Below are 16,275 nucleotides of genomic sequence, written 5' to 3' on the forward strand. Positions count from 1 at the left end.
TCCGAACCCCCAAGCTTATCAGGAACCGGGGGCCGGGTCACGCTCAAGCCATCGACGGATCGTGTCTTCGCCCACCCCCAGCTTCACCAGGTGCTCCGTTGCCATCTTCAAGCTCTGGCCCTCGTCCCTGCAGATGAGGAGGCGGCGCTTCCAGGCCTCCATGGCCCGGTCGTGCAGGTCGGTCTCGCCGGCCTGCATGCGCTTCTCCAGGAGGAAGCCCAGGTTGTTGGCGGCCTTGCGGTGCATGGGGAAGAGGCCCAGGGCGTGCTCGTAGGCCTCCGTGGCCTCCCGGGCCTTGCCGGCCACCTCCAGGGCCACCCCCCGGGCGTTCCACACGTCCGGATCCTCGGGGGCCAGTTCCATGGCCAGGCGCACCATGGCCAGCTGGTCCTCGGCGCGCTGGAGGTTCCGGTAGCATTCCGAAAGGCCCAGGTAGGCGCTGTATTCGCCGGGATCGGCCTCCAGGGCGGCCAGGAAGAGGCCCTCGGCCTCCTGGGGCAGGTTCAGGTGCAGGTGCGCGTAGCCGGTCTGCACCAGCAGGTCGGCGGCGCCGGGGCGCCGGGCCAGGGCCTCCTGGTAGCAGCGCAGGGCCTCGTCCCAGTGGCATTCCGCCCGGGCCATGTCGCCCAGGGCCGCCCAGGGATCCGCGGAGCCCGGGTCCGTCTCGGAGGCCAGGGAGAAGTAGCAGGTGGCGCCCTCCGGGTCGCCCAGGTCCCGCCGGATCTCGCCCAGCATGGAGTAGGCCTCGGACAGCACCTCGGTGGGGGCGGTCATGGAGGTGAGCTGGTGCAGCTCGCCCTGGGCCAGCTCCATGTGGCCCTGCTCGGAGAAGAGCTCGGACAGGATGAAGTAGCTGGCGGGTTCCCGGGGCTGGATGCAGCGGGCCCGGTGGATGCACCGGAGGCCTTCCTCCAGGTCCCCCCGCTTGAGGAGCAGCTCGCCCAGGCTGTGCCAGCCCCAGAAGTAGTCGGGGTCCTGTTCCAGGGCGGCCATGAACTGCACTTCGGCGGACTTGGAGTCCCCCAGGTCCATGCAGGTGATGCCCAGGAGCCGCAGGGAGCGGGGATCCCGGGGCTGGAGGCTGAGGGCCTTCAGGAGCCAGGTCTTGGCCTCCTGGGGACTTTCCCGCTGGATGAAAAGGAGCCCCATGAGCTCCAGGGCCTTGGGGTCGGCGCCGTTGGCCGATAGTGCCTGGCGCAGGAGGATCTCGGCGTCGTCGGAGCGCTGCTGCAGGGTGCGCACGAAGCCCATGTTGCGCAGCACCGCGGGGTCCTGGGGGTGTTCGGCGCGCAGCGTCGCCAGCTGCGCGTAGAGCTCATCCAGGTCCTCCAGGGTGCCGTGGTCGCCCTGGGCCATGATGCGCTCGAACCAGAGGTCGCCGTCGCCCCGGTCCAGGGCCAGGGCCTTGTCCAGGACCGCCTGGGCCTCCTCGTGGAGGCTCCGCCCGTTGAGGGCGCGGCCATAGCTCAGGCTGCCGGCGAGGGATTTGCCGTCTTCCTGGCGGAGTTGGTGAATGTCGGGGTCCAGCAGCCGGAGCCATTGACGGGGCATAGCAAACCTCCAGCGGAATCACCCAAGCTTACCCCCCAGGGTCGCGGCGATGCCATCGCAAAGAACCCGTGACATGGCCTCCCGGGTGTCCTGGGTGGCACTTCCCAGGTGTGGTAAAAGCACGGTCCGGGGGGCCTTCAGCCATGCGGGGTTGATATTGGGCTCGTCCTCGTACACATCCAGGCCCGCCCCGCCCAGGAGGCCCTGGTGGAGCATCTGGATGGCCGCATCCTCGTCCAGGATGCCCCCGCGGGCGGTGTTGATGAGGAAGGCGCCCGGGGGCAGCAACTGGAGGATGGGGCGGGTGAGGAGCCCCCGGGTCTCGGCCGTGAGGGGGCAGTGGACGCTCAGGACCGCGGCCCGGGGCAGCAGGTCCGCCAGGGGCAGGCGCCGGGCGATCCCCGCGCCGAAATCCACGGGAGTGCCCCTGTTCTCGCGGTCCCAGAAGACCGGCTTCATGCCGAGGGCCCAGACCCTGCGGGCGAAGGCCTTGCCCACCCCCCCGGTGCCCAGGATGGCGCACACCTTGCCGGCCACCCCGGTGCCCAGCACCTGGTCCATGGCCCAGCCCTTCCAGGTGCCCGAGCGCACCAGGGCCTCGCCCTCCTTGAGGCGGCGGGTGAGGGCCAGGAGCAGGGTGAGGGCGAGGTCCGCGGTGGCGTCCGTGAGCACGGCGGCGGTGTCCACGATGGCGATGCCCCGCCGGGCGCAGGCCTCCACCGGCAGGTGGCCCACCCCGGCCGAACAGGTGCCGATGACCTTCAGCTTGGGGGCGTAGTCCAGGTCGGCTTCCGACAGGGCCTCCGAGGGCAGGCCCACCAGGGCCTCGGCGTTGGCCAGGCTCATCTTCCAGGCGATGGACCGGAACGGGGCGATGGACAGTTCCGGGAACCGCGCCCCCAGCCGCTGGAGGGAAGGACCCACCAGCGCGGAGGTGGAGAGGATCCGCACGGTCACCGCTGGAGCCCCTTCAGGGCCAGGCGCAGGGCCTCGGGCAGGGGGGGCCTTTCGGCGGCGAGGTCCTTGACGATGGGAAGGACCGCGTCCTCCCGGAACCCCAGGTTGGTGAGGGCCGAGACCAGGTCGGATTCCCAGGCGTCCCGGGGGGCTCCGCCCCCGGCCAGCCCGTCCAGGCCGCCCATGCCGCCCAGTTTCTCGGAGAGCTCGAAGCAGAGCTTCTCGGCGGTCTTCTTTCCCACGCCCGGGATGCGGGTGAGGGCCTTGACGTCCCGCCCCCGGATGGACTGGACCAGGTCCGCCAGGGGCAGGGCGCCCAGGGCCGCGAGGGCGAGCTTGGGACCCACGCCGTCCACCTTCACCAGCAGGCGGTACAGCTGCTTCTCCTCCCGGGTCGCGAAGCCCAGGAGGCTCAGGTCGTTCTCCCGGAGCAGGGTCTCCACGTGGAGGATGGCCTCCTGTCCCTCTTCCGGCAGGAGGCCGAAGGTCCCCAGGGAAATGGAGCAGAGGTAGCCCACGCCCCCGCACTCGACCATGGCGGTGTTCAGGCTCTTCTGGATGAGGATTCCCCGCAGTCGTCCGATCATGCCCCTAGGATAGCCCAGTCGAAGTAGGATTCTTGAAAGGGGTGAAGTATGAAGATCCTGCTCATCGGCTCCGGCGGCCGGGAACATGCCTTGGCCATGAAGCTGAAGTCCGGGCCCGTCCCCGTGGAGCTCTTCGCGGCGCCCGGCAGCGACGCCCTCGCGGAACTGGGCACATGCCTGGCCTACCCCGTGGAGGATATCCCCGGGATCACCGCCTGGTGCGCGCGCCACCGGCCCGACCTGGTGGTGGTGGGTCCCGAGGTTCCGCTGGTGGCGGGGCTCGCCGACGCCCTGCGCCGGGAGGGCGTGGCCGTCTTCGGCCACGACGCCGCCACCGCGCGCCTGGAGGGAAGCAAGGCCTTTGCCAAGGATTTCATGGTCCGCCACGGCATCCCCTGCGCCGGGAGCCGGACCTTCACCGCCCTGGAGGCCGCCGAGGAGGCCATCCGGACCTGGGACCTGGGCCTGCCCATCGTCCTCAAGGCCGACGGCCTCGCCGCGGGCAAGGGCGTGGTGCTGGCCGGGAGCCCCGGGGAGGCCCTGGCCACCGTGAGGGCCTTCATGGCCGGCCAGTTCGGCGAAGCCTCCCGCACCGTGGTGCTGGAAGCCCCGCTCGTGGGCATGGAGCTCTCCCTGCACGTCCTGGTGGACGTGGACGCCGGCCACGCCGCCTTCGTCATGCTCCCCCCCTGCCAGGACCACAAGCGCATCTTCGACGGGGACCGGGGGCCCAACACCGGCGGCATGGGAGCCTTCGGCCCCATCCCCTTCCTTTCCGCCTCCGACCTGGACCGGCTGCGCAGGGACCTGGTGGAGCCCACCGTGGCCGGCCTGGCCAAGGACGGCCTGCGCGCGCGCGGGGTGCTCTTCCTGGGGGTGATGTGGACGGCCCGGGGCCCGGAGCTCCTGGAATACAACGTGCGCTTCGGGGACCCCGAGACCCAGGTGCTCATGGAGCTCCTGGACGAGGACCTGGCCACCCTGCTGCTGGAGGTGGCCCAGGGCCGCCTGCGCCGGGATTCCGTGAAGCTCCGCCCCGGCTGCGCCATCACCGTGGTGCTGGCCGCCGGCGGCTACCCCGAGGGCGCCGAGAAGGACGTCCCCATCGCCCTGGGAGCCCCCGGGGGCGTCAAGGTCGTCCATGCCGGAACCCGCAGGACCCCCGCGGGCTGGGTCACCGCCGGCGGCCGCGTCCTGAACCTCGTGGCCACGGCCCCGGACCTGGAGGCCGCCCGCGCCAGGGTGGAGGCCGCCGTCGCCCAGGTGGGCTGGCCAGGCATGCAGAGGCGGAGCGACATCGGGCTGCGGGCCCTGAACCACGCGAAGGCGGGGCGGACGGTGGGGGACGCGTTCCTGTAGAGGGGGCGTGTCGGCAAACCCCAGGTGCCTTGAAATCGCGATGAAGGGGCTCTTCCAGGTTTGGGGATCCCCGTTCATCCCTTCCATCGGCGTTCATCCGTGCGCCACGAAAGGCGCTTCATCTCCCAGGAGGTCCAAATAAAACAACCTGAGAGATAGCAGCTGTGCTGCATGAGAGATGGGGGTAGGCCCCCCGGGGTCGGGCTGCAGGGCCAGATCCCAAACCACCGGGCGCTGCGTGGGGGTGACACCCCAGGTGGTGAGCGGACCCGGAAAAGGCGGGGGAACCCCCGTCAGGTAGGGACAGGGAAGGCGAACAAAAGTGAACCGCTGATGAGGCGTCGAAAGAGATCAAAAGCCATCGAAACCAGGCTCCGGATGAAGTCCTGGGACCAAGCCCGGAAGGGACCTGCTTACGGTCCGGGCGGTGGCCGGCGTAGAAGCGGCGCGAGCCCTGTCCAGGCTCTTGTGTGGAACGTGGGAACCGAGCGTCCCGATGCCAAGGGAGAAGTCCGAGGGGTAGTCCCCCGTAGGGCGAGAGTACCGAAGCGGGGCGCCGGGGCGGACCGGTCCGTAGTAGCGACGATGCCCGGTAATGCGGGTGGAGCCAAGGGACCGGCCTGTCCGGCTTCAAATGCGGGTCAACCCTCCGGGGGAAGAGCACGTGTCTGAAGCGAAGCCTTACAGCATTTCCAGGGAACAGGTCGCCGAGGCATGGCGTCTGGTCCGGGCCAACCGGGGAGCAGGGGGCGTGGATGGAGAAACCCTGTCGATGTTTGACAAGGATCTGGAGGGCAACCTCTACAAGATCTGGAATCGGATGTCGTCGGGCAGCTACTTCCCGCCGCCGGTGAAGCGGGTGGAGATTCCCAAAAAGGACGGCCGGACGAGACCCTTGGGCATTCCGACCGTGGCGGACCGAGTGGCCCAGATGGTAGCCAAGCAGGTATTGGAGCCTTTGGTGGAACCCATGTTCCACGAGGACTCCTACGGCTATCGGCCGGGTCGTTCGGCACTGGATGCCGTAGCAAAGGCAAGGGAGCGCTGCTGGCGCCTGGACTGGGTCATCGATCTGGATATCAAAGGATTCTTTGATAACCTGCCGCATGACCTGATCCTCAAGGCGGTTCGGCACCATACCGAGTCGGATTCGGCCCTGAAGTGGATCCCCCTGTACGTGGAACGGTGGCTCAAGGCCCCGGCCCAACGGGAGGACGGAACCCTGCAGGAACGGACGGCGGGAACGCCGCAGGGCGGGGTGATCAGCCCATTGCTGGCCAACCTGTTCATGCACTATGCGTTCGATGCCTGGATGGGGCGGGTCTTTCCGAACGTCCCGTTCGAGCGGTATGCCGACGATGCGGTGATCCATTGCGTGAGCCTGGCCCAGGCCAAATACGTCCTGGAAGGGGTGCGCAGGCGATTGAAGGACAAGGGGCTGGAACTCCACCCGGAGAAAACGAAGATCGTCTACTGTAAGGACGATTCGCGCCCGGGGGACCATGACCACACGGCCTTCGACTTCCTGAGCTACACCTTTCGGGGGCGGTCGGTGAAGACCCGGGACGGAAAGCTCTTTGTGGGCTTCAATCCGGCCATGAGCGACAAGGCGAAGAAGGCCGCTCGGGAAGCCATCCGGGAGTGGAAACTGACGACGAAGATGAACACCAAGACCCTGAGCGAGCTTGCCTCGTTCATCAATCCCATCGTCAGGGGATGGGTCAACTACTATGGGCGGTTCCACCGCTCGGAGTGCCTGGAACTTCTCGACTACCTGAATCTGGTCCTGGCCCGCTGGGCCAAACGGAAATACAAGCGGTTCCACCGGGACTGGACGGCAGCCTTTCGTTGGTTGGGCGACATTGCCCACCAGCGGCAAGAAGGGCTGTTCTACCACTGGACCCTGGGAATACGACCTGGAGGCTGGGCAGGACGAGCCGGATGAGGTGAGAGTCTCACGTCCGGATCCGTGAGGGCGCGGGGGGGCAGTTCCCCCGCGCTACTCGACCGGTTTCCGCAGGGCCGCCGCAGAGGTGGGTCGGAGCGAATGTTACGTGACGTCCATGACCCAAAGGTGGCGACAACTCCCAGCGAATTTCCAACGGGGATGAACAGGATTCTGGGGAAAAGGCAGGATAAAGAACGAACGGTTTCGGTGATCTGATCAACCTACACTAGAATAACCGCCATGTTCCGATCCCTTCTCCTCCTCCTGGCGGCGCTCTGCGCCCATGGGGCGGCCCCCTTCGGGCTCGCCGTCCACGGCGGCGCCGGCAACGTCACCGCCGCGCGCATCGGCCCCGAGGCGGAGAAGGCCTACCGCGCGGGCCTCGAGAAGGCGCTGGCGGCGGGCTACGCCATCCTGGAGAAGGGGGGCGCGGCCCTGGACGCCGTGGAGGCCGCGGTGCGGTCCATGGAGGAGAATCCCCTCTTCAACGCCGGGGTGGGCGCCACCATCACCCGGGACGGGACCCACGAACTGGACGCGGCCATCATGGACGGCAGGACCCTCAAGGCCGGGTCCGTGGCGGGCATCCAGCACGTGAAGAGCCCGGTGGGACTGGCCCGGCTCGTCATGGAGAGGACCCCCCACGTGATGCTGATCGGCGAAGGCGCCGAGGCCTTCGCCCGGGCCCAGGGCCTGGAGCCGGTGCCCAACACGTACTTCCGCACCCCGCGCCAGTGGGAGACCTTCCTGAAGCTGAAGGCGTCCGAGAAGGCCCGGCCCACCACCAAGGACACCGTGGGCGCGGTGGCCCTGGACAGGCACGGCGACCTGGCTTCGGCCACCTCCACCGGCGGCATGCTGGACAAGCTCCCGGGCCGCGTGGGGGACGCCCCCCTCATCGGCGTGGGCACCTACGCCGACAACCGCACCTGCGCCGTGTCCTGCACGGGCTGGGGCGAGTTCTTCATCCGCGCGGTGGTGGCCTACGACGTTTCGGCCCGCATGGCCTACCAGGGCGCCCCCCTGGACAAGGCCGCCCGGGCGGCCCTGGACGCGGCGCTCAAGCTGGGCGGCGAAGGCGGCCTCATCGCCCTGGACGCCGCCGGGCACGTGACCCAACCCTTCAATACGCCCGGCATGTTCCGGGGATTCCGCTTCAGCGACGGCCGGGCCTCCGTGGCCCTGTTCGGTGAAGGGGCCTTGTAAAATACAGGTAAAATTTATGAGTACAGCGTAAAATTCAGGGCGCATAATGGAAGCTCCCAGAGGTGCTTCCATGCCCCGTCCCAGACCCCGTCCCAGCGCCGCCAGCGCCGTCATCCGGGAGATGGCCCTGGGCGACCTTCCCGCCGTCTTCGCCCTGGGGGAGAAGCTCTTCCCCGCCGACAAATGGCCCGCGCTGTACCGCACCTGGGACGAGTACGAACTGGCCGTGCACTTCGCCTCCGACAGCGAGACCTGCCTGGTGGCGGACCTGGACGGCGAGGTGGTGGGCTTCGCCCTGGGCACCCTCCTGGAGAAGCGGGGCAGCGCCTGGTGCTACGGCTACCTCCTGTGGCTGGGCGTGGACGGGGACATCGGCCGCAAGGGCATCGCGGGCCGGCTCTTCGAGCGGATCACGGAGATCTTCATCGAGCAGGGCGCCCGCATGATCATGGTGGACACGGACGCCGAGAACGAGGCCGCCCTGGCCTTCTTCCGCAAGCAGGGCTTCGCCCAGGAGAACCCCCACGTCTTCCTGTCCCGGAACCTCTCCCGGGACCCCGACTACCTCCGGCACCGGGACGGCCCGCCCCCCAAGCGCCGGAAACCCGCCACCTCCAGCCGTCCCAATTACGCGCCAGGCAAGGGCTGAAGGGAGCGTCCGTGTCCCGGACCTTCGCCCCGCATCGTTGTCGCCGGCCCCGCCGGCGACAACGACCCGGGGCGAACGTCCGGGACACGTAGGCCTAAGGAACCAGGATGCTAGTGCCGGGCCAGTTCCAGCGTGCGGGCGGGGTGGATGAGGCGGATGGTTTTGCCGGCCACCACCTTTTCCTCGGCGCCCTTGATGATGAGGTCCTTGACGGCCTGGGTGCCCAGGGCGGGCTTGAGGGCCAGGAGCTTGCCGGCGAGGTTGGTGACATTGGGGGCGGCCATGCTGGTGCCGCTGAACTTCATGAGCTCGCCGCCGGGGACGCAGGATTCCACCTCGAAGCCGTTGGCGAAGACATCCACGTTGCCGAAGCTCGTGAAGGACGTCTGGTCCCCGGCCTGGTCCACGGCCCCGACGATCAGCACATTGGGCTTGCGGAAGGAACTGGGGAAGACCTCGTCGAATTTCACATCGTTGTTGGAGTTGCCCGCGGCCACCACGAAGAGGACGCCGGGGGCGGCCGTGATGGCCTTGTCCAGGGCCTTGTAGCCGATGTCGTAGATCTTCTTGGCCAGGAGGCGCCGCTCCTCGGGGGTGCCCCCCGCGTGGTTCAGCTCCAGGGCGTGGTCGATGCTCTTGAGGTCGCCGCCCCAGCTCATGTTGACCACCCGCACGCCGTGGGCCTTGAAGTAGGCCACGGACTGCACCATCGCCGCGGCGTCCTTCGCGGCCTGCTCGAGGGTGGGCGTCTCGGGATGCACGTGGTAGTCGAAGGTGATGCGGTCCACCAGGAGCCGGGCCGCGGGGTTGCCCTTGGCGGCGATGCCCGAGACGTGGGTGCCGTGGCTGTAGTTGCTGACCTGGCTGACGCCCTCGATGAAGTCCTTGACCTCGGCGGCGGGCAGGGTCGAAAGGAGCTTCTTGAGGGCGCCGGCCTCGGGCGAATCCACGTTGGCCTGGAGATCCACGAAGCCCTTCAGGGAGGCCTTGGCGGCCTGGATCTTCTCCGGTTTGCCCTCCAGCGTGGCCAGGGGGCCCACGACCTTGTTGGAATGCAGGTCCCAGGCGATGCCGTTGACGTCGTCCACGAACCCGTTGCGGTCGTCGTCCTTGGCGTTGCCGGGGACTTCCTTCCGGTTCACCCAGAGCCGGTCCTTGAAGAGGGCGACGTCCGTGCCCGAATCCCAGATGCCGATGACCACGGGATGGAGCGAAGCCGACGCCTTAAGGGCCTCGTCCCGGCCCGCCCAGATGTCGGCCTTGCGGGCGGTCCTGTTGGCATCCAGCACCGCCGTGAGGCTGGCCACGATCTCCGCCTTCACGGGCAGGATCGTCTCCAGCTGGAAGGCCGCGCCGAGGAGGCCTCCGCCCAGGTCCTGGCTGATCTTGCCGTCCGTGATGACCGGGTCCAGGCTCGCCGCGATCTGGCCGGTGATGAGGTTGGCCGAGCCGATCTCCATGGCGGCCTTCTGGCCCTTGATGGCGTCCTGCACCTCCTGGTAGGGCAGGGCCGCGAGGGCCTTGTCCAGGGCCTTGCGGAAGGCGGCCTTGAAGTCCCCGCCCGGGTTGGCCTTGGCATCCAGGTAGGCGCCCAGCATCAGCCCGCTCATGAGCTTCTGGGCGGGCTTGTCCTCCAGCCCCTTCACGGTGGCCAGGTGGGCGCGCACTTCCGCCTCCTTCCCCTCCAGCATGGCGATGATGGCCAGGGTCCCGTGGAAGCGCTTGAGGGTGGTCTTGTCCTGGATGTCGTAGGTGTCCAGGTCCTTCTGGAGGTCCTTGCCCACGGCCGCCGCCAGGATCCGCACGGCCGCCGGATCCTGGACGAAGGCGCTGGGCTTGCCGGGGATGACGTAGGTGTGGGGGGGGAGATCGGAGAGCTTCTTGAGTTCGATCTTTTTCGCCGGCGCATCGACGGAAAAGGCGGGGGAAGCTCCCGCGACGAGGAGCAGGGAAAGGCCGAGGTAAAGGCCAGGGGTGCCAAGACGCATGGGATGCCTTTCAGGTGGGCGGACCGGAGGGGTCGCCGGATTGATGGAGGGGATGAGCCATGATGGCAGAAACAGGCCGGAATTTTCAGGAGCCAGGGTTTGCCCTGCTTTATCCCTTTCATCCTTTTCATCCAAGTTGATCCCCGTTTCGCAGGGCCAAGGCCTGGATGGGTCGGTGCACGCGATTGACGGGCGCGCCTACCCATTCCATCGCCGGCCCTGCGCAACAGGGATGAACACCGATGAAAGGGATGAAGGGGATAAAGATTTCCAATCACCGGCGGAGGAGATCGGAAACATCCACTGGATCAATCCCGGTCCGCCTCAGGCCCCCGGGTCCATCGCCCCGGGATCCGCGAGGTTCCACCCTCCGCCCAGGGCCTTGTAGAGCTGCACCATCGTGAGCAGCCTGGCCAGCCTCGCCTGGGAGAGGGCGTTTTCCGCGGGGAACAGCTGCTGCTGGGCGTCCAGGACCTCCAGGTAGTTGGAGAGGCCCGCGGTGTAGCGGAGGTTGGCCAGGGCCACGGCCTCCTTGAGGGCATCCACGGCCCCGGCCAGTTCCTTCTCGGCTTCGGCCTCCTTCTGGTAGGCCACCAGGGCCGAAGACACCTCCCCGAAGGCGCCGGAGACGGCGGCCTGCCAGCGCACCCGGGCCTGCTGCCACTGGGCCACGGCGGCGTCCTTCTGGCGCTGGAGGCGCAAGCCCTGGAGCACGGGGCCCGTGAGGGAGGCGCCCACGGACCATTCCGTTCCCGGGCCGGTGATGCGGCTCAGCTCGGGGGCGGCGCCGCCCAGCAGGCCCGTGAGGCTCAGCGTGGGGAACTGGCTGGCTTTCGCCACGCCCACGGCGGCGTTGGCGGCCACCAGGCGCGCCTCGGCCTCCCGGAGATCGGGGCGGCGTTCCAGGAGCGCCGAGGGAAGGCCCGCGGGAATGGCGGGGGGCAGGGGCTGCCGGGCCAGGTCCCGGCCCCGGGCGATGGGGCCCGGTCCGCGGCCCAGGAGCAGGCACAGGAGGTTCTCCTGGGCCTGGATCTGCCTCTCCAGGACGGGGATGGTGGCGGCGGCGGAGGCCTTCGCGGCCCGGGCCCGGGCCGCCTCGAGGGCCGAGGCGGCGCCCCCCGCCAGGCGCCGGCTGAAGAGATCGTAGGTCTCGCCGAAGGCCGCGGTGGTGGCTTTCGCGATCTCCAGGCGGTGGTCCAGCTCGCGCAGCTCGAAATAGGCGGCCGCGGTCTGGGCGAGGGTGGCGAGGTACACGCCCCTGCGGGCGTCCTGGGCGCCCAGGTAGGTGGCCAGGGCCGCCTCGTTCAGGCGCCGCACCCGGCCCCAGAGATCCAGTTCCCAGGAGACCCCCGCGCGCACATCGTAGCCCTGGCCCAGGTCGTGGCCGCTGGTGGAGTAGGTGGATTGCCGGCCCCGCGCCCAGGTGGCGCCGGGAACGATGGCGGGAAGCCATCCGGCGCGCTCGATGCCCAGGCGCGCGCGGTACTCCTCCACGCGCCAGGTGGCGGCGCGGGCGTCGAAATTGCTCTTGAGGGCCTCGGCCACCAGGACCTTGAGGGCCGGATCGCCGAAGACGTCCCACCAGGGCTGGTCGGCCAGGGAGGCGGCCTCGGCCTGGGCCTGGCCCCGGAAGGCCGCGGGGGGCTGGGCCTCCGGGCGCCGGTAGTTGGGGCCCAGGGCGCAGCCGGTCAGCACCAGGGCCGCCAGGGGCAGCAGGCGGCGGCTCATAGGCCCTCCTCTTGCTCGTCCTGCAGGATCCGGGGGTTGAGGCCCTTCCTGCGGGTGGAGAGCCGCTCCACCACCACGAAGAGCACCGGGATGACGAACACCGCGATGAGGGTGGCCGCGAGCATGCCCACGATCACCACCGTGCCCAGGATGCGCCGGGACACCGCGCCCGAACCCGAGGCGGTCCACAGCGGGACGCAGCCCAGGATGAAGGCGAAGGAGGTCATGAGGATGGGCCGCAGGCGAAGGCGCGCTCCCTCCAGGGCCGCGTCCACCAGGTCCCGGCCCTTCTCCAGTTCGTCCTTGGCGAATTCCACGATGAGGATGGCGTTCTTGGCGGAAAGGCCGATGAGCATCACCAGCCCGATCTGGGCGAAGACCCCGAAGTCGTACTTGCGCACCCACAGCCCGAAGAAGGCCCCGAAGATGGCGATGGGCACCGACAGCAGCACCGAGAAGGGCAGGGACCAGCTCTCGTAGAGGGCCGCCAGGATGAGGAACACGAACACCAGGGACAGGGCGAACACCAGCCCCGTGGTGCCCTCGGCCTTCTTCTCCTGGTAGGAGAGATCGGCCCAGTCGTAGCTCATGTCCCGGGGCAGGGTCTCCCGGGCCACCTGCTCCAGGGCGGCCATGGCCTGGCCCGAGCTGTAGCCCGGCGCCGCCGAGCCCAGCACCTGGGCGCTGCGCATGAGGTTGAACCGGTTGGTGTACTCCGGGCCCTGGATCTTCCGGGTGGTCACCAGGGAGCTGAGGGGCACCATGGTCCCGTCCGAGGCCCGCACGTGGAACCGGGCGATGTCCTCGACCCCCCGGCGCTCCTGGCCCTCGGCCTGGAGGTAGACCCGCCACTGGCGGCCGAAGCGGTTGAACTGGTTCACGTAGAGCCCGCCCAGGTAGGCCTGGAGGGTCTGGTACACGTCGCCCACGGGCACGCCCTGCTTGAGGGCCTTGTCCCGGTCCACCTCCGCGAAGATCTGCGGGGCCGCCGTGGAGAACTGCGAATTGACCCCCGCGAGCTCGGGGCGCTTGCGGGCCGCGGCCAGGAAGGCCTTGAGGTTGCGGTCCAGGTAGTCGGGCTCGCCGCCGCTTCGGTCCTGCAGCCACAGGGAGAACCCGTTGGAGACGCCCAGGCCCGGAATGGCCGAGGGAAGGAAGCCGATGACGTTGGCCTCGGGGATCTCCCTGGCCAGCCTGCCGTTGAGGCGCTTGAGGATCTCGCCGGCCTCCAGGTGATGCCCGGAGCGGTCGTCCCAGGGCTGGAGGGTGACGAAGGCGAAGCCGTTGTACGGCGCCGAGACCCGGGCCAGGAGGCTGAAGCCCATGATGTTGCTGATGTAGCGCACACCTTCGGTCTCCAGGACGATCTTCTCGACCTTGCGGCCCACGGCGTCGGTGCGCTGGAGGCTGGCGCCCGCGGGCAGCTGGTAGTTCAGGAAGAAGTACCCGCTGTCCTCGGTGGGCACGAAGCCCGAGGGCAGGCCCTTGCCCAGGCCGAAATCCATCGCCGCGAACACGGCCAGCACCGCCAGGGGGATGGCCGCCTTGCGGATGAGGCGGTGGGAGAAGCCGACGTAGCCATTGGTGGCGGCGTGGAAATGGTCGTTGAAGGCCTCGAAGAACCGCGCGAAGCGCCCCTTCATCTGCTCCCGGGGCCTCAGGATGAGGGCGCAGAGGGCCGGGGACAGGGAGAGCGCGTTGAAGGCCGAGATGAGGACGGAGATGGCGATGGTCACGGCGAACTGCTTGTTGAGCCGGCCCTGGATGCCGCCCAGGAAGGCCACCGGGATGAACACGCTGGAGAGCACCAGGGCGATGCCCACCACCGGCCCCGCCACTTCCTTCATGGCCTGCACCGTGGCCTCGCGGGGCTTCATGCCCTGCTCGATGTGGTGCTCCACCGCCTCCACCACGACGATGGCGTCGTCCACCACCAGGCCGATAGCCAGCACCAGCCCGAACAGCGAAAGGGTGTTGATGGAGAAACCCAGCATCGGGAAGACCGCGAAGGTGCCGATGAGGCTCACGGGCACGGCGATCATGGGGATGAGGGTGGCGCGCCAGTTCTGCAGGAACAGGTAGACCACGAGCATCACCAGGATCATGGCCTCGCCCAGGGTCCACACGATCTCCTTGATGCCCTCCTTCACCGGCAGGGTGGTGTCCACCGACGTGGTGAACTGCAGGTCCGCGGGGAAGCGGGCCTGGAGGTTGCGCATCTCCTTCTTGACGGCGTTGCCCACCTCCAGGGCGTTGGAGCCCGGGGTCTGGTACACCGCCACGATGCAGCTGGGCTGGCCGTTGAAGCGGCCCACCTGCTTGTACGACATGGCGCCCAGCTCCACCCGGGCCACGTCGCCCACCCGCACCACGGAACCGTCGGGGTTGGCCCGCACCACGATCCGCGTGAACTCCTCGGGCGCCAGGAGGCGGCCCTGGGCCCGCACCGTGTAGGTCATGTCCTGGCCCGGGGGCATGGGCTCGCCGCCCAGCTGCCCCGAAGGATTGACGGAATTCTGCTGGCTCAGGGCGCGGTTCACCTCGGCGACGGTGATGCCCAGCTTGGCCATGAGATCGGGCTTCACCCACACCCGCATGGCGTAGTCGCCCGCCCCGAAGATGTTGATCTGCCCCACGCCCGGCACCCGGTACAGGGGGTCCACCAGGTTGATGGTGGCGTAGTTGCTGAGGAAGAGGGCGTCGTACGTCCCCTTGGGGGAGTAGAGCGCCATGAGCAGCAGGGCGGTGCCCGTGGACTTGCGGATGGTCATGCCGCTCTGGTTCACCTCCGCGGGGAGGAAGGGCTGGGCCTGGGCGACGCGGTTCTGGGTGTTGACCTGGTCCTGGTTCACGTCGGTGCCCACGTCGAAGGTCACCAGTTCGCTCATGGTGCCGTCGTTGGCGTTGGTGGACTGCATGTACAGCATGTTGTCCACGCCGTTCATCTGCTGTTCCAGGGGCGCGGCCACGGACTGCTCGATGGTGACGGCGTCGGCGCCGGTGTAGCTGGTGGACACCTGGATCTGGGGCGGGACGATCTCGGGGAACTGGGACACGGGCAGTCCGCGCATGCACACCAGCCCCGCGATGAGGGTGATCACCGCGATGACCATGGCGACGATGGGGCGCTTGATGAAGAATTCGGGCACGGGCTACTTTCCGGGGACGGGCGCCACCAGCTGGCCGCTCGCGACCTTCTGGGTCCCCTCCACCACCACCCGTTCACCGGGGTTGAGGCCCTTCTCGATGACCACCAGGGGGCCCGCCTTGGCCCCGGTCTGCACCACCCGGATGTCCACCCTGTTGTCCCGGCCCACCACCGCCACCTGGGAGGTGCCCTGCAGGTCCCAGATGGCCCGCTGGGGCACCAGGAGGGCGCCCCGGGCCAGGGCCACCGCCGCCCGCACCTTGCCGAACTGCCCGGGACGTAGGAGCCCGTCGGGATTTGGGAAGGTGCCCGCCACCAGGATGGTGCCGGTGCGCGGATCGATGCCCCGGTCGGCCAGGAGGGGATCGCCCCGCCTGGGGTAGACGGTGCCGTCCGAGAGCACCAGCTCCAGGCTGCCCTTGCCGCCTCCCTTGGCCCAGTCCCGGGCCCAGTCGCGGTAGTCCTGCTCCGTGGCGCTGAAGTAGGCCTTGATGGGATTCAGCGTGGATACCGTGGTCATGACGCGGGTCCCGTTGACCAGGTCCCCCATCTGCACCTTGGCGATGCCCGCGACGCCGTCGATGGGCGAGGCCACCCGGGTCCACTCCACGTTGAGGGCCGCCTTGTCCAGGGCCGCCTGGGAGGCGTCCACCGCGGCCTGGGCCTGCCTCAGGGCGGCCGCGGCGTTGTCCAGCTCCTGCTGGGAGATGGCCTTCTGGGCCGCCAGGGGCGTGAAGCGGTCCACGTCCAGCCGGGCCTTGTCCCGCGCCGCCTTGTCCCGGGCCAGGGCGGCCCGGGCCTGGTCCGCCGCCGCCCGGAAGGCGCGCGGATCGATCTCGAAGAGGGTCTGTCCCCGGCGCACGGCGGAACCTTCGCGGTACGCCTGGCGCAGCACGTACCCCTCCACCTGGGGCCGGATCTCGGCGTTCACGAACCCGTCCAGGTTGGCGATCCATTCGCGCACCAGCGGCACGTCCTGCTGCACCACGGGAACCACCCCCACCTGGGCCGGAGCCGCGGGCCGGGGGGAATGGGAGCAGCCCGCCAGGAGCAGGGCGAGCATCGGGGGGAGAAGGTGCTTCATCGGAAATCCCTGGGGGTTGAACCTCCATAGTATTGCGAGGGACCCCGATTTGAAGCGAAAAAGGCGGGCC

Annotated in this window: 11 protein-coding genes; 4 read left to right on the top strand and 7 right to left on the bottom strand. The window is 68.9% G+C overall.

Annotation, left to right across the window (positions count from 1 at the left end; genetic code table 11):
• Positions 1 to 18 precede the first annotated feature (18 nt).
• Genes R2J76_RS09270 through ruvA form a run of 3 tightly spaced genes read right to left on the bottom strand, consistent with a single transcriptional unit; the run spans position 19 to position 3,095 of the window.
• Positions 19 to 1,551 (bottom strand): tetratricopeptide repeat protein, encoded by a 1,533-nt coding sequence (locus R2J76_RS09270; RefSeq protein ID WP_316415565.1) that lies wholly within the window; start codon positions 1,549 to 1,551, stop codon positions 19 to 21.
• An 18-nt stretch (positions 1,552 to 1,569) separates the two neighbouring features.
• Positions 1,570 to 2,508: an NAD(P)-dependent oxidoreductase gene (locus R2J76_RS09275; RefSeq protein ID WP_316415566.1), complete on the bottom strand. Its 939-nt coding sequence runs from the start codon at positions 2,506 to 2,508 to the stop codon at positions 1,570 to 1,572.
• Entirely contained in the window at positions 2,505 to 3,095 is a 591-nt protein-coding gene (gene ruvA / locus R2J76_RS09280; RefSeq protein ID WP_316415567.1) for a Holliday junction branch migration protein RuvA, read from the bottom strand. The genes R2J76_RS09275 and ruvA overlap by 4 nt, the downstream gene beginning before the upstream one ends.
• A gap of 48 nt (positions 3,096 to 3,143) precedes the next feature.
• On the opposite strand from ruvA, the gene purD reads away from it, so the two are divergent.
• From purD to R2J76_RS09300, 4 genes are all read left to right on the top strand, one after another.
• Positions 3,144 to 4,454, top strand: a complete 1,311-nt coding sequence (purD, locus tag R2J76_RS09285; protein WP_316415568.1) for a phosphoribosylamine--glycine ligase — start codon at positions 3,144 to 3,146, stop codon at positions 4,452 to 4,454.
• 664 nt (positions 4,455 to 5,118) lie between these two features.
• Positions 5,119 to 6,399 (top strand): group II intron reverse transcriptase/maturase, encoded by a 1,281-nt coding sequence (ltrA, locus tag R2J76_RS09290; RefSeq protein ID WP_316411877.1) that lies wholly within the window; start codon positions 5,119 to 5,121, stop codon positions 6,397 to 6,399.
• Positions 6,400 to 6,642: 243 nt separating this feature from the next.
• Complete coding sequence (locus R2J76_RS09295; RefSeq protein ID WP_316415569.1) at positions 6,643 to 7,608, top strand: isoaspartyl peptidase/L-asparaginase family protein; 966 nt, start codon at positions 6,643 to 6,645, stop codon at positions 7,606 to 7,608.
• A gap of 70 nt (positions 7,609 to 7,678) precedes the next feature.
• A complete protein-coding gene (locus tag R2J76_RS09300; protein WP_316415570.1) occupies positions 7,679 to 8,257 on the top strand; it encodes a GNAT family N-acetyltransferase in 579 nt (192 codons plus the stop codon).
• A gap of 110 nt (positions 8,258 to 8,367) precedes the next feature.
• Here the strand turns inward: R2J76_RS09300 and R2J76_RS09305 are convergent, their stop codons facing one another.
• The 4 genes from R2J76_RS09305 to R2J76_RS09320 all read right to left on the bottom strand — a co-directional run bounded on the left by R2J76_RS09305 (position 8,368) and on the right by R2J76_RS09320 (position 16,205).
• Complete coding sequence (locus tag R2J76_RS09305; RefSeq protein ID WP_316415571.1) at positions 8,368 to 10,245, bottom strand: S8 family serine peptidase; 1,878 nt, start codon at positions 10,243 to 10,245, stop codon at positions 8,368 to 8,370.
• A 324-nt stretch (positions 10,246 to 10,569) separates the two neighbouring features.
• Positions 10,570 to 11,973, bottom strand: coding sequence for an efflux transporter outer membrane subunit (locus R2J76_RS09310; RefSeq protein ID WP_316415572.1), 1,404 nt, complete (start codon positions 11,971 to 11,973; stop codon positions 10,570 to 10,572).
• Positions 11,970 to 15,122 carry an efflux RND transporter permease subunit gene (locus tag R2J76_RS09315; RefSeq protein WP_316415573.1) on the bottom strand — a complete coding sequence of 1,051 codons (3,153 nt, stop codon included), beginning with the start codon at positions 15,120 to 15,122 and terminating at the stop codon, positions 11,970 to 11,972. Before R2J76_RS09315 ends, R2J76_RS09310 begins: the two co-directional genes overlap by 4 nt.
• Positions 15,123 to 15,125: 3 nt before the next feature.
• Positions 15,126 to 16,205: an efflux RND transporter periplasmic adaptor subunit gene (locus R2J76_RS09320; RefSeq protein ID WP_316415574.1), complete on the bottom strand. Its 1,080-nt coding sequence runs from the start codon at positions 16,203 to 16,205 to the stop codon at positions 15,126 to 15,128.
• Positions 16,206 to 16,275 lie beyond the last annotated feature (70 nt).

The organism is Mesoterricola silvestris (assembly GCF_030295405.1).
GTDB lineage: Bacteria > Acidobacteriota > Holophagae > Holophagales > Holophagaceae > Mesoterricola > Mesoterricola silvestris.

Excerpts from the sequence above, each read along its gene's own strand:
- R2J76_RS09320 (WP_316415574.1), bottom strand. The coding sequence starts at position 16,205 with ATGAAGCACCTTCTCCCCCCGATGCTCGCCCTGCTCCTGGCGGGCTGC.
- R2J76_RS09295 (WP_316415569.1), top strand. The coding sequence starts at position 6,643 with ATGTTCCGATCCCTTCTCCTCCTCCTGGCGGCGCTCTGCGCCCATGGG.
- purD (WP_316415568.1), top strand. The coding sequence starts at position 3,144 with ATGAAGATCCTGCTCATCGGCTCCGGCGGCCGGGAACATGCCTTGGCC.
- ruvA (WP_316415567.1), bottom strand. The coding sequence starts at position 3,095 with ATGATCGGACGACTGCGGGGAATCCTCATCCAGAAGAGCCTGAACACC.
- R2J76_RS09305 (WP_316415571.1), bottom strand. The coding sequence starts at position 10,245 with ATGCGTCTTGGCACCCCTGGCCTTTACCTCGGCCTTTCCCTGCTCCTC.
- R2J76_RS09270 (WP_316415565.1), bottom strand. The coding sequence starts at position 1,551 with ATGCCCCGTCAATGGCTCCGGCTGCTGGACCCCGACATTCACCAACTC.
- R2J76_RS09310 (WP_316415572.1), bottom strand. The coding sequence starts at position 11,973 with ATGAGCCGCCGCCTGCTGCCCCTGGCGGCCCTGGTGCTGACCGGCTGC.
- R2J76_RS09300 (WP_316415570.1), top strand. The coding sequence starts at position 7,679 with ATGCCCCGTCCCAGACCCCGTCCCAGCGCCGCCAGCGCCGTCATCCGG.